We start from the raw sequence: 12,321 nt of genomic DNA on the forward strand, positions 1-12,321 counted from the left end.
GGAGGGCCGCTCTATGACGAAACACATCCTGACCGTTTCCTGCAAATCCACGCGCGGGATTGTCGCGGCCATTTCCGGCTATCTGGCCGCGAAGGATTGCAACATTGTCGACTCGTCGCAGTTCGACGATCTCGATACCGGCAAGTTCTTCATGCGGGTCAGTTTCGTTTCGGAGGAGGGTGTTTCGGGCAAGGACATTGCCGCAGGCTTCGCAGCTGTCGCCGCGCCCTTCGGTATGGACTACAGCTTCCATGACAGCGAGCACCGCATGAAGGTGTTGCTGATGGTCTCGCGCTTCGGCCATTGCCTCAACGATCTTCTCTATCGTTGGAAGATTGGAGCTTTGCCAATCGATATCGTCGGCGTCGTTTCCAACCATTTCGACTATCAGAAGGTCGTGGTGAACCACGATATTCCCTTCCACCACATCAAGGTGACGAAGGAGAACAAGCCGCAGGCGGAGGCGCGTCTGCTGGAGCTGGCGGAGCAGACCGGCGCGGAACTGATCGTGCTCGCCCGCTACATGCAGGTTCTGTCGGATGCCATGTGCAAGAAGATGTCCGGCCGGATCATCAACATCCATCACTCGTTCCTGCCGTCCTTCAAGGGCGCAAACCCCTACAAGCAGGCCTATGAGCGCGGTGTGAAGCTGATCGGGGCAACGGCCCACTATGTCACCGCCGATCTCGACGAAGGTCCGATCATCGAGCAGGACACGGTGCGCGTCACCCATGCGCAATCGGCGGAAGACTATGTATCGATGGGCCGCGATGTCGAAAGCCAGGTTCTGGCCCGCGCCATCCACGCCCATATCCACCACCGCACCTTCATCAACGGCAACCGCACGGTCGTCTTCCCGGCAAGTCCGGGCAGCTATGCGTCCGAGCGGATGGGGTGAGCCGCCATGGCTGAGGTGATTGATGGCAAGCTGGTTGCCGCCTCGGTGATTGCTGCCGTGACGGCGGCGGTTGCGGACCTGGAGGCGAAGACCGGCACTAAGACGGGGCTTGCTGTGGTGATCGTCGGTGACGATCCGGCAAGCCATACCTATGTTGGCGCCAAGAGCCGCACGGCCAAGGAATGCGGCTTCAATTCGATCCAGCACACGCTTCCCGGCGAGACAACGCAGGAGGAGCTTGCGGCGCTGATCGGCGCTCTCAATGCGGATGCCTCGATCCACGGCATCCTCGTGCAGCTGCCGTTGCCGAAACATCTCAATTCCGAAGCGATCATCCAGTCCATCCTGCCGGAAAAGGATGTTGACGGGCTTCATGTCGTCAATGCCGGCAAGCTTGCCACCGGCGATCTTTCAACCGGGCTCGTGTCCTGCACGCCGGCCGGTGCGATGCTCTTCGTGCGACGCATCCATGGAGATGATCTTTCCGGCCTTGATGCCGTGGTCATCGGCCGTTCCAACCTGTTCGGCAAGCCGATGGCGCAGCTTCTGCTCAATGCCAACGCGACGGTGACCGTCGCCCATTCGCGCACGAAAGACCTGCCCGGCATCTGCCGCAGGGCCGATATTCTCGTTGCCGCCGTCGGTCGCCCGGAAATGGTCAAGGCGGACTGGGTCAAGCCTGGCGCTACCGTGATCGACGTCGGTATCAACCGGATCGACGCGCCCGAAAGGGGCGAGGGCAAGTCCCGGCTGGTGGGCGATGTCGCCTTTGTTGAGTGCGCTGAGGTCGCCGCCGTGATCACGCCGGTACCGGGCGGTGTCGGCCCGATGACCATCGCCATGCTGATGGCAAACACGGTGATCGCGGCCTATCGCGCAAGCTACGAGGTGCCGCCGAAATTCTGAAAAAGCGCGCTGGCGGGTGGCCATAAAATTTGGTTCCATCGCTTGCCAGCCGCAAAAACAGCATTATAGTCAGGAAACAAATATTCCATACAGTAAAAATAGGGGACGGGATATTATGACTGCTTCATGGCGCTTTTCAGCTCTCGCGGATCGTCACCGGGCGCTGGGATCGAAACTGGAAGACTGGAGCGGGATGGGAACCGCCTGGACTTACGACAAGGATATCTACGAAGAACACATCGCCGTGCGCACCAAGGCCGGCATCATGGATGTGTCGGGTTTGAAGAAGGTGCATCTCGTCGGACCGCATGCGATTGCGGTGCTCGACTACATCACCACCCGCGACGTCACCAAGATTTATCCCGGCAAGTCCGTCTATGCCTGCATGCTCAACGATCGCGGTCATTTCACCGATGACTGCATCATCTACCGCACCGGCCCGAATTCGTGGATGCTGGTTCATGGCTCGGGTTCCGGCCACGAGGAAATCGTCAAGCAGGCCGCCGGCCGCAACTGTGCCGTTCTCTTCGACGACGATCTGCACGATCTCTCGCTGCAAGGCCCGCTGGCTGTCGATTACCTCGAAAAGCATGTGCCGGGCATCCGCGATCTCAAGTATTTCCACCACATGCAGACGACGCTGTTCGGCGCGCCGGTGATGATCTCGCGCACCGGTTATACCGGCGAGCGCGGCTATGAAATCTTCGTGCGCGGGCAGGATGCCGGCATGGTTTGGGACCGCATCGTCGATGAAGGCAAGGAGATGGGCATCATCCCCGTCTGCTTCAGCGTTCTTGATATGCTGCGCGTGGAAAGCTACCTGCTCTTCTACCCCTACGACAATTCGCAGATGTATCCATTCGCCAACGAGCAGCCCGGCGACAGCCTGTGGGAGCTTGGCCTCGACTTTACCGTCAGCCCCGGCAAGACCGGTTTCCGTGGTGCCGAGGAGCATGCGCGTCTCAAGGGCAAGGAACGCTTCAAGATCTTCGGTCTGCTGATCGAGGCGGATGGTCCCGCCGATCTCGGCGACGAGGTCTTTGCCGATGGCAAGAAGGTGGGTGTCATCACCTGCCCGAGCTATTCCAAGCTCACCAACCGCTCGATGGCAATCGCCCGCCTCGATGTCGACAAGGCCGTGCAGGGCACGCCGCTGGAGGTGCGCGGCAAGTCGCTGACCGCCAAGGCCATCGCCCACACCATCACCTTCGACGATCCGAAGAAAACGAAACGGACGGCGCAGGGCTGACAGCATGCTCGTACAAGGGATCAAAAGCAGGCCGGAATATAAGGGGCTCAGCATTGATCCCCACGCCAAGCGCCACCTCTTCGTCCTTGAGGGCGAGGGGGCGGCAGCCCTCGCCAATCAGGTGGAACTGAAGGGCAGGGATTTCCTCGCGCAATCGGAAATTTTGTATCTGGCGGCGGGTGCAGCACCCAAGGCCTATGACATCACGCTCACCGCCTTGTCGCCCGATATCTTCTGGCAGGCACCGACGCTTCAGCCTCTGCTGTTTCGCCTGCGTGCCTGTCTTGAGCAGGCCCGGATGGGAACGCGGCTCTATATCGCCGGCACGGAAGGCTTTATCGGCCAGGTCATGCAGCTGGCGCTCGAGTTCGGCATCGATTTCAACTCGATCCATACCGAACATCGCGGCTCGACGGCCCGCCGGGTGCAATGCGTCCACTGCAAGGGCATCACCGACAACGTCACCACCAGCCCCTTTGCCTGCACCCATTGCGGGCTGCCGCTGCTGGTGCGCGATCACTACTCCAGACGTCTCGGCGCCTTCCAGGGCGTCAATATCGATGCGGAAGAACCGGGGACGGCGCCTCCCCCCGAGGAGATGTTCCCGTGAGCCTCAACACCGATATGCCCGTGCGGGTCGCCGATGTGACCCAAGTGACCGATCTGGTTAAACGCTTCCGCTTCGAGCGGCTGGACGGCCATCCCATGCCGTTTTTCTCCGGCGGCGCCCATGTCGTTGTCTCGATGAACGACAACGGCCTTCTGCGTCGCAACCCCTATTCGCTGATGTCCAATCCCGATGACAACAGCGCCTATGAGATCAGCGTGCTCCGGGTTCCCAATTCCCGCGGCGGCTCGATCTTCATGCATAAACAGGTGAAGCCCGGCGACCAGTTGATCGTCAGCCAGCCGGTCAATCTCTTTGCGCCCGACCATCGCGGCCGCAAGCACATCCTGTTTGCCGGCGGCATCGGCATCACCCCGTTCATCGCCATGATGGAGCAGTTCAGCCGCGACAACATCGCCTTCGAACTGCATTACGCCATCCGCTCCCGCGCGCACGGGGCTTACTGGCAGCAGTTGCTCGATCGTTACGGCCCGCGCCGCATCAAGATCTATGTCGACGAGGAAAAGACCACCATTCCCGTGGCCGAGATCGCCGACAACCAGCCGCTTGGCACGCATCTCTATGTCTGTGGCCCCGCCGGCATGATCGATGGCGTGCTGATGACGGCGCTGAAAGCCGGGTGGCCGAAGGAAAACCTGCATTCGGAACGCTTCCTTGCGCCGCCTGCCGGCCTGCCGTTCCAGGTCTTCCTCGAGAAATCAAACATCCACATGACCGTTGGCGAGCATCAGAGCATTCTGGAGGCGGCAGAAGCCCATGGCTGCGATGCCCCCTACTTGTGTCGGGGCGGCGCCTGCGGCCAGTGCGAAACCGCGGTTTCCTCCTGCGACGGCACGCTGGAACACAACGATATCTACCTGTCGGACGAGGAAAAAGCGTCCGGCAAGAAGATCATGATCTGCGTCTCGCGGTTCAAAGGCCAGCAACTCGTTCTTCAACTCTAGCTTCAGCAGGGCCGGACATATGACCATTACGTTCAGGAACGAAACGTTTCGCGACGACTTCACCTTCCGCAACAGCCTCTACAACATCCGGCGCTTTCCCTTTCCCTTCGATCGCGACGAGTACATGTACTCCGTCAACATGGAGCCGCATGTCCGGGGCAAGAAGGACAGCGTTTTCGAGAACCTGATCGATGTCGACGAACACTATGTCGCGGAGATGCAGGACCGGGCGATCGTGCTGAAGGAGGACCCGCTACGCTGCCAGGCCCTGCCGCATATGATGACGGCCCAGTGGGACACGCTGGAACTGCTGATGGAGCATCAGGCGCGGGATTATCCCGAACACTTCACGCTCACAAAGAACGGCGACCGCTGGCGCTGGATCAACCGGCCGCTCGGCATTGACGATACCTTCACCTTCGGCGACCCGTCGACGCTTCCCTATCCGCCGATGGAATACATCACCCGGCAGGCGCAGGGCGATTTCTGCATCGTCGACCAGCGCGACAACAATCTCTGGATGGATGCCGGCATGGTGACCACCCAGGCCGACTGGTCGCTGGATTTCGACATCGGCATGAATTTCATGGAATGGCACGGCCCGGTGCCGCTCGCCCACCAGATCGGCGTGTTCGACCGGGCGCTGAAGTTTCTCCTGAACCTGCAGCAGGGCAAGCCGACGCGCCGCCTCAACTGGACGATGACGGTCAATCCGCGGCTCGATACGTCCCCCGAAAACTATCACAAATGGGGTCCGGACCGGACGACGGTGACGCCGGAGAATGTCGGCGACAAGATGCACCTGCGCGTCGAGCTGCAGAGCCTCTGGCGCCTGCCGCGCTCCAACGCCATCCTCTTCGTCATTCGCTGCTACCTGATCAGCCTCAACGAACTGGTGACCGTGCCGAAATGGGGCCGCCGCCTGCCGCGGGTGCTGAAAAGCCTGCCGCCTGAGATCGTCGATTACAAGGGGCTCACCCGCAACCGTCCGATCATGATCGATTGGCTGGCGAAGTACGATGACGGTGCGCCGACCAGCGCGGGGATCCATCCGGATTGAAACGTAGGGGTGGCCCCTCATCCGGCCTGTCGGGCACCTTCTCCCCGTTTACGGGGAGAAGGGACAAGCGGCAAACTCTGTAATCCCCTCTCCCCGCAAGCGGGGAGAGGGCTAGGGTGAGGGGCAAAGCCCCGGCAAAGGACTATCGGCAACGACCGAGAACACTGGCAACATATAAAAAGGGAACAGACAGACATGACCAGAGTAGCCGTTATCGGCGCGGGGCCATCGGGCCTTGCCCAACTGAGAGCCTTCCAGTCCGCCGCAAAAAATGGTGCCGAAATCCCCGAAGTCGTCTGCTTCGAAAAGCAGGCCGATTGGGGTGGCCTGTGGAACTACACCTGGCGCACGGGGCTCGATGAATATGGCGAGCCCGTCCACGGCAGCATGTATCGCTATCTCTGGTCCAACGGGCCGAAGGAATGCCTGGAATTCGCCGACTACACATTCGAGGAACATTTCGGCAAGCCGATCGCGTCTTACCCGCCGCGCGCCGTGCTCTGGGACTACATCAAGGGCCGCGTCGAAAAGGCCGATGTCCGCAAATGGGTGCGCTTCAACACGCCGGTCCGCATGGTCACCTTCGACAAGGACACGAAGACATTCACGGTGACCGCGCACGACCGCGTCGAGGATCGCATGTATGATGAGGTGTTCGATTACGTCGTTGTCGCCTCCGGCCACTTCTCGACGCCGAACGTGCCGTTCTTCGAGGGTGTGCCGACCTTCGGCGGCCGCGTTCTCCATGCCCATGATTTCCGCGATGCGCTGGAGTTCAAGGACAAGGATGTCCTGATCGTCGGTCGCAGCTACTCGGCCGAAGACATCGGTTCGCAGTGCTGGAAATACGGCGCCCGCTCCGTCACCACCAGCTACCGTTCGAAGCCGATGGGCTTCAAATGGCCGGAGCGTTTCGAAGAGCGGCCGCTGCTGCAGAAACTCGTAAACAAGACGGCGCACTTTGCCGATGGCTCGACGAAGGACGTCGATGCGCTGATCCTCTGCACCGGCTATCAGCACCACTTCCCGTTCCTGCCGGATGACCTGCGTTTGAAGACCGCAAACCGCCTGTGGACCGACAATCTCTACAAGGGGATCGTCTATGAAGGTAATCCGCAGCTGTTCTACATCGGCATGCAGGACCAATTCTACACGTTCAACATGTTCGACGTACAAGCATGGTACGCCCGCGACATCATGCTCGGGCGGATTTCGATCCCGAATGAGGCGGAGCGGAAGGCGCATTTCGACAAGTGGCGCGCCCGCGAGGAAACGCTTGAGGATGCCGAACAGATGATCTGGTTCCAGGGCGACTATGTGCTGGAACTCTTGGCCGAGACGGACTACCCGAAGTTCGACATCGAGGGCACCAACCAGACGTTTATGGAATGGGAGCACCACAAGGCCGAAAACATCATGGGTTTCCGCGACAACGGCTATCGCTCGCTGATGACCGGCACCATGGCACCGAAACACCACACGCCCTGGCTTGAGGCGTTGGACGATACGATGGAGACGTATCTGCGGAATTGATGGCTAGCGCTTGAGTTCAATCCGCATCTGCAACGAAAGGGCCGCTCGCTGCGGCCCTTCTCATTTCTCTTCGTCATGGTACCGCGCGGGTACGGTCGTCACGAACGCCTCATCCCTTCAGGTCAAAGGCGCCTGTCAATCGGACGGGCCGTTTTCGAAGTTTTTCAGCCTATGGTCGAGCGCCACCCAGTCCAGCTTGTCCTTCACGAACCAGTTTTCATGCGGTGTTACGCTGTTCGGATCATCCAGACTGCCGAGCGTCACCCAGATGTTGTCGCTGTCGGCATCAAACACGAAGGTCAAGGGGCTCCCGCACGACCCGCAATGGGCCCGAACGGCATCAGTTGACGACCGGAAAGCGACTGGCGCATCGCCTTCCAAGTGCAGCGCTGCTCTCTGCACGAGGTAATAGGTCAGGAAAGCCGAGCCGCTGTGTTTGCGGCACATGCGGCAGTGGCAATTCACCGACAGCGCGGGCGCGCCATCCAGACGATAGCGAATTTTCCCGCACAGGCAGCCTCCGGATATCACCTCGCTTACGACCGCGGCCGCGTTTTCTGCGGGTCGTAATGCGACAAGGGCACGATCACCGCCGGGATGCGCTTCTGGTGGCCGTCGAGCTTGCCGATCTCGACCTCCGTACCCACGGCAGCGTGAGCGACATCGACGCGGGCGAGCGCAATCGTCTTGCCGAGGATCGGCGAGCGGGTGGCGCTGGTGACGACGCCGATCTGGGCGCGGCCGATATGGATGCAATCGCCATGGCCGATCGCGTCGTTGGCGTGAATATCGAGACCGACGAGCAGGTGGCGCGGATGCTCCTTGCGCCGGATGAGCGCCTCGCGACCGATGAAATCGTCGGGTTTGGATTTGAGCGGCACGGTGAAGCCGATTCCGGCCTCAAAGGGATCGGTCTGGTCGGTAAATTCGTGATGGGCAAAGATCAGCCCGGCTTCGATACGCACCATGTCCAGCGCTTCAAGCCCCATCGGCTTCAGTCCGTGCGGCTCGCCTGCCTGCCACACCGCATCGAACACGGTGAGCGCATCCTTGGGATGACAGAATATTTCGTAGCCCAGCTCCCCGGTATAACCCGTGCGCGAGACGACGACCGGTGCGCCCTCGAAGCCGCCGATGCGGCCGACGGTGAAACGGAACCATTCGAGCTCGGCGACGGTCTGCTGGCGTGGACCGGTCCAGATGATGTCCTTCAGGATATCGCGGCTCTTAGGCCCCTGGACGGCGATATTGTGCATCTGGTCGGTGGACGAGCGCACCCAGGCCTTGAACCCCTTCTTCTCCGCCTGTTCGCGCAGCCAGATCCCACTGTAGTCATCACCGCCGATCCAGCGGAAATTCGTGTCGCCAAGACGAAACAGCGTGCCGTCGTCGATCATGCCGCCGTTCTCATAGCACATGGCCGAGTAGACGACCTGTCCGTTCGAGAGCTTGCGCACGTCGCGGGTCAGGCAATACTGCATCAGCGCTTCCGCATCCGGGCCGGTGACCTCGAATTTTCTGAGCGGAGAAAGATCGATCAGCGCAGCGTGCTCGCGGCAGGCCCAGTATTCCTCGACAGGGCCGGCGGTCGCGAACCGGTTGGGCAGCCAGAAGCCGCGATATTCAGTGAAATCCCGCGTCATTTCGGAGAGGCGGGGATGGAATGCGGTTTCCCGCGTCAGTTCGGCGTCGGCGTCAGGGCTCATGCGATAGGCAACCGCTCGTGAGAATTTCTCTTTTCCGGAAAAGGTGCGAACGTGGATATCCGTCGGGTCCCAGCCGTTCGCCGCATCGATGTCGTCGGGGCAGGACGACGAGACACAGACCAGATCGGTCAACGCCCGCATCAGCACATAATCCCCCGGCCGAGACCAAGGCTCGTCGAGATAGAGCTGATTGTTGTGATCGACATTGGTGTTGTAGAAATAGTTCAGCGCTTCCCAGCCTTTTCGCGGGGCAATGCCATAGGGCGCGAGTGCCCCATTGAAATTGTCCGTGCAGTTGACGTGGCCCGGATAGCCCATATCGTCATAATAGCGGGAATTGCAGGCGGTCGCGAAGGCATCGTGCCGACCGACCGTATCCTGCACGATCTCGACCAGCGGCTCGAAATCGCGGTCGAAGGCTTTTGACGGCAGGCCGGGCGCGGGATAGCTGCGGCCGAGCAGCGTGCGGGTGACCGTCGAATCAAGAGCGAGATCAAGCCCCTTGTCGACCTTGCGGGCCGAAAACGCCTGAAAGTCGGTGCATTGCCGGCCGTAGACATCAATGATCTGGATGAACTCGCCGGCGCGCACGAAATAGGCTTTCGCCGTCGCCGCCCGGATCCGGATGTCCTCGATCGGATCGGCCATCGGTTCGGGAAGCGCTGCGGAATAGTCCCGGATCAGCGTGCTGCGCCGAACCCTCAGTTCGATCGGCGTTGCCGTATCCTGCGTCTCGGGCGACATGGCGGAGGCGGGGGCCGCGGCAATCAGCAAGCCCTTCGCTGCAATGGTGAATTCCGCCCGGCTGCCGGCCGTCGATGCCTCACCGAAAAGGCGCACGGCACCCGCCTTTGCCAGATCGACATTGCGCCGCGCAAAGGCCGCCCGTGTGCGGCGAACGCTTTCATCGTCCGAAGCCAGAATGGTCTTCAAGCCCTCCGCCGCATTGGTGAAGGCGACGCCCAGCCCGGCAGCAACGAAACGGCCGCTCTCATCGACAAAGGAAAGCTCGCAAGGCTGCCCGCCCTCCATATCAGTAACGGTGACATGATCGCCCGGCTCGACCCTGAGAACGACGGAGCCGCCGCCTTTGACGCGGTAACGCTCGGTGCCGGGTGGGATTCCGGGAAGGCCGGGATAACGGATGAGGCTGGGGGAAACGGTCCGAACCGCGCCCGCCGTCGAATGAAGTTCGCGCATTTCAATTCTCGCAAGGGGCTACGCACTCAGGCGTGCTGGAACAGCCTACGAAATGTCAAAAAAAAGTAAAGGCCCGTTGACTAAAAAGAAAATATCTTCACTATCATAAACAACCTGACCTCCGAAAAACCGTGACGAAACCAGAAAATGCGGCGGGACAGATTGGGGAGGCGCGTTCACGAAGGCATGTCGCGCAAGAGCGTTCGAGCAATTCCGCGGCAGTGCAGACGTGAAAACTGAGACCTGAAGTGTCGACGCGAAAGGGAAAATCGCGACGCGCTTTGGACCGTACGGAATGACATCCGAACACAATAAATGGGGAACTAGCATGACCGACGCTGTGGAGACGGGGATAACACCCGCCGTCGAAAGTAAGTTGATACGTGCGCTCGACTGGAAGGGCGCTTTCTGGGTGGCTGCCGGTGTGCCGCCGCTCGTCCTTTTCTCGATTGGCGGCATCGCCGGCGTGACCGGCAAGCTGGCATTCCTGGTGTGGATCATCTCGATGGTGATGGGCTTCCTTCAGTCCTTCACCTATGCCGAGATTGCCGGCATGTTCGGCAACAAGTCCGGCGGTGCCTCCGTCTACGGCGCAACCGCGTGGCTGCGCTATTCGAAATTCATCGCGCCGCTTTCTGTGTGGTGCAACTGGTTCGCCTGGTCACCGGTTCTGTCCCTCGGCTGCGCCATCGCTGCCGGCTATATTCTCAACGCATTGTTCCCCATTCCGGCGGCTGATGCGCAGCCTGTGCTCGACTGGATCGCAGCCAATGCCGCGTCCTTGACCGCCGATAGCCCGCGCGTCGCCGAATATATTGCGGCCAACGCCGGCACAGCGCCGGCGGATGCGATCACGGTCCTCCTGCACAGCGATGCCGTTGCTGCCCTGACCCCTGCCATCCGCAGCTGGTCTCTGTTCAGCTTCAACATTCCGTTCCTGGCGACGGCCAATCTCAACGCGACCTTCTTCATCGGCGCCGCCCTGATGCTGATCATTTTTGCGATCCAGCATCGCGGCATCTCCGAGACCGCCAGCGTTCAGAAATGGCTGGCGATTATCGTGCTGGTTCCGCTGCTGCTGATCGGCGTCTATCCGATCATCAGCGGACAGATCGTCTGGTCGAATGTCACCGGCCTCGTGCCGCCGACCGCCGCTTATTCGGGTGTCGATGGCACCTGGAACATCGGCGGGTGGACACTGTTCCTCGGTGGTCTCTATATCGCGGCATGGTCGACCTACGGCTTTGAAACCGCGGTCTGCTACACCCGCGAACTGAAGAACCCGAAGACCGATACCTTCAAGGCTATTTTCTACTCCGGCCTTGTCTGCTGCCTGTTCTTCTTCCTGGTTCCCTTCGCCTTCCAGGGTGTTCTCGGCCATGCCGGCATGCTGGCACCTGGCATCGTCGATGGCACCGGCGTCGGCGAGGCGCTCGGCGGGCTGATCGGCGCAGGCCGCATCGTCACCCAGTTGCTCGTCATCCTGATGATCCTGGCTCTGTTCCTCGCGATCATGACCGCGATGGCCGGCTCGTCACGCACGCTCTATCAGGGTTCCAAGGATGGCTGGCTGCCGAAGTACCTCGATCACGTCAACGAACATGGGGCCCCGACCCGCGCCATGTGGACCGATTTCGGCTTCAACCTCATCCTTCTGGCGATCGCGTCCGATGTGGGTGGATACTTCTTCGTCCTGGCCGTCTCCAACGTCGGCTACATCATCTTCAACTTCCTGAACCTCAACTCCGGCTGGATTCACCGGATGGATTCGGGCCACATTCCGCGCCCCTGGAAGGCTCCGACATGGCTGATCGGTGTCAACACCGTGCTCGCCTTCGTCAACGCCCTGTTCCTCGGCGCTGGCGCCAAGGTCTGGGGCTACTCCAACGCGCTCTGGGTCGGCTTTATCTTCGCCGCGCTCATTCTCCCGGTCTTCGCCTATCGCCACTATGTGCGCGACGGCGGCAAGTTCCCGGCGGGCGCGATGGAGGATCTCGGTCTTACCGGCCAGGATCTCGGTGTGAAAAAGGCGGGCACGCTGCCCTATCTGGCGCTTCTTCTCGGCTTGGCCATCGTGCTGATCGCCAACCATGTGTTCCAGCTCCCTGCTTGACCGGCAGAACGACTGAAAAAGGCGCGGGTTTCGGCCCGCGCCTTTTGCGTTTCAGGGTGAAAATGATGAGAGGCCGGGAGAGCA

General features: G+C 60.7%; 10 protein-coding genes. 8 read left to right on the top strand and 2 right to left on the bottom strand.

The window, feature by feature from the left end:
- Positions 1–13 precede the first annotated feature (13 nt).
- The 7 genes from purU to BLX89_RS04380 all read left to right on the top strand — a co-directional run bounded on the left by purU (position 14) and on the right by BLX89_RS04380 (position 7,218).
- On the top strand, positions 14–898 hold the full coding sequence (gene purU, locus BLX89_RS04350; RefSeq protein WP_075289431.1) for a formyltetrahydrofolate deformylase: 885 nt from the start codon (positions 14–16) through the stop codon (positions 896–898).
- 6 nt (positions 899–904) lie between these two features.
- Positions 905–1,804 carry a bifunctional methylenetetrahydrofolate dehydrogenase/methenyltetrahydrofolate cyclohydrolase FolD gene (gene folD / locus BLX89_RS04355; RefSeq protein WP_075289432.1) on the top strand — a complete coding sequence of 300 codons (900 nt, stop codon included), beginning with the start codon at positions 905–907 and terminating at the stop codon, positions 1,802–1,804.
- A 115-nt stretch (positions 1,805–1,919) separates the two neighbouring features.
- Positions 1,920–3,053, top strand: a complete 1,134-nt coding sequence (locus BLX89_RS04360; protein ID WP_075289433.1) for an aminomethyl transferase family protein — start codon at positions 1,920–1,922, stop codon at positions 3,051–3,053.
- Between the two features lie 4 nt (positions 3,054–3,057).
- Positions 3,058–3,663: a dimethylamine monooxygenase subunit DmmA family protein gene (locus tag BLX89_RS04365; RefSeq protein WP_075289434.1), complete on the top strand. Its 606-nt coding sequence runs from the start codon at positions 3,058–3,060 to the stop codon at positions 3,661–3,663.
- Entirely contained in the window at positions 3,660–4,625 is a 966-nt protein-coding gene (locus BLX89_RS04370; RefSeq protein ID WP_075289435.1) for a PDR/VanB family oxidoreductase, read from the top strand. Before BLX89_RS04365 ends, BLX89_RS04370 begins: the two co-directional genes overlap by 4 nt.
- A 19-nt stretch (positions 4,626–4,644) precedes the next feature.
- The gene (locus BLX89_RS04375; protein ID WP_075289436.1) at positions 4,645–5,685 is read left to right on the top strand and encodes a heme-dependent oxidative N-demethylase family protein; all 1,041 of its coding nucleotides are present in this window, start codon (positions 4,645–4,647) and stop codon (positions 5,683–5,685) included.
- A 195-nt stretch (positions 5,686–5,880) separates the two neighbouring features.
- On the top strand, positions 5,881–7,218 hold the full coding sequence (locus BLX89_RS04380; protein WP_075289437.1) for an NAD(P)-binding domain-containing protein: 1,338 nt from the start codon (positions 5,881–5,883) through the stop codon (positions 7,216–7,218).
- Between the two features lie 135 nt (positions 7,219–7,353).
- On the opposite strand, the gene BLX89_RS04385 is transcribed toward BLX89_RS04380, so the two are convergent.
- Both BLX89_RS04385 and BLX89_RS04390 read right to left on the bottom strand, forming a co-directional pair.
- The gene (locus tag BLX89_RS04385; RefSeq protein WP_075289438.1) at positions 7,354–7,749 is read right to left on the bottom strand and encodes a GFA family protein; all 396 of its coding nucleotides are present in this window, start codon (positions 7,747–7,749) and stop codon (positions 7,354–7,356) included.
- Between the two features lie 5 nt (positions 7,750–7,754).
- Positions 7,755–10,124 (bottom strand): trimethylamine N-oxide demethylase, encoded by a 2,370-nt coding sequence (locus tag BLX89_RS04390; protein WP_075289439.1) that lies wholly within the window; start codon positions 10,122–10,124, stop codon positions 7,755–7,757.
- 328 nt (positions 10,125–10,452) lie between these two features.
- Here BLX89_RS04390 and BLX89_RS04395 point away from each other — a divergent pair, with 328 nt between their 5' ends.
- A complete protein-coding gene (locus tag BLX89_RS04395; RefSeq protein WP_075289440.1) occupies positions 10,453–12,237 on the top strand; it encodes a trimethylamine N-oxide permease in 1,785 nt (594 codons plus the stop codon).
- Positions 12,238–12,321 lie beyond the last annotated feature (84 nt).

Origin of the sequence: Pararhizobium arenae, from assembly GCF_001931685.1 — a bacterium.
Lineage (GTDB): Bacteria > Pseudomonadota > Alphaproteobacteria > Rhizobiales > Rhizobiaceae > Pararhizobium > Pararhizobium arenae.

Bases quoted from the DNA above. Each gene is read 5' to 3' on its own strand.
- purU (WP_075289431.1), top strand. From the start codon at position 14: ATGACGAAACACATCCTGACCGTTTCCTGCAAATCCACGCGCGGGATT.
- folD (WP_075289432.1), top strand. From the start codon at position 905: ATGGCTGAGGTGATTGATGGCAAGCTGGTTGCCGCCTCGGTGATTGCT.
- BLX89_RS04360 (WP_075289433.1), top strand. From the start codon at position 1,920: ATGACTGCTTCATGGCGCTTTTCAGCTCTCGCGGATCGTCACCGGGCG.
- BLX89_RS04365 (WP_075289434.1), top strand. From the start codon at position 3,058: ATGCTCGTACAAGGGATCAAAAGCAGGCCGGAATATAAGGGGCTCAGC.
- BLX89_RS04375 (WP_075289436.1), top strand. From the start codon at position 4,645: ATGACCATTACGTTCAGGAACGAAACGTTTCGCGACGACTTCACCTTC.
- BLX89_RS04380 (WP_075289437.1), top strand. From the start codon at position 5,881: ATGACCAGAGTAGCCGTTATCGGCGCGGGGCCATCGGGCCTTGCCCAA.
- BLX89_RS04390 (WP_075289439.1), bottom strand. From the start codon at position 10,124: ATGCGCGAACTTCATTCGACGGCGGGCGCGGTTCGGACCGTTTCCCCC.
- BLX89_RS04395 (WP_075289440.1), top strand. From the start codon at position 10,453: ATGACCGACGCTGTGGAGACGGGGATAACACCCGCCGTCGAAAGTAAG.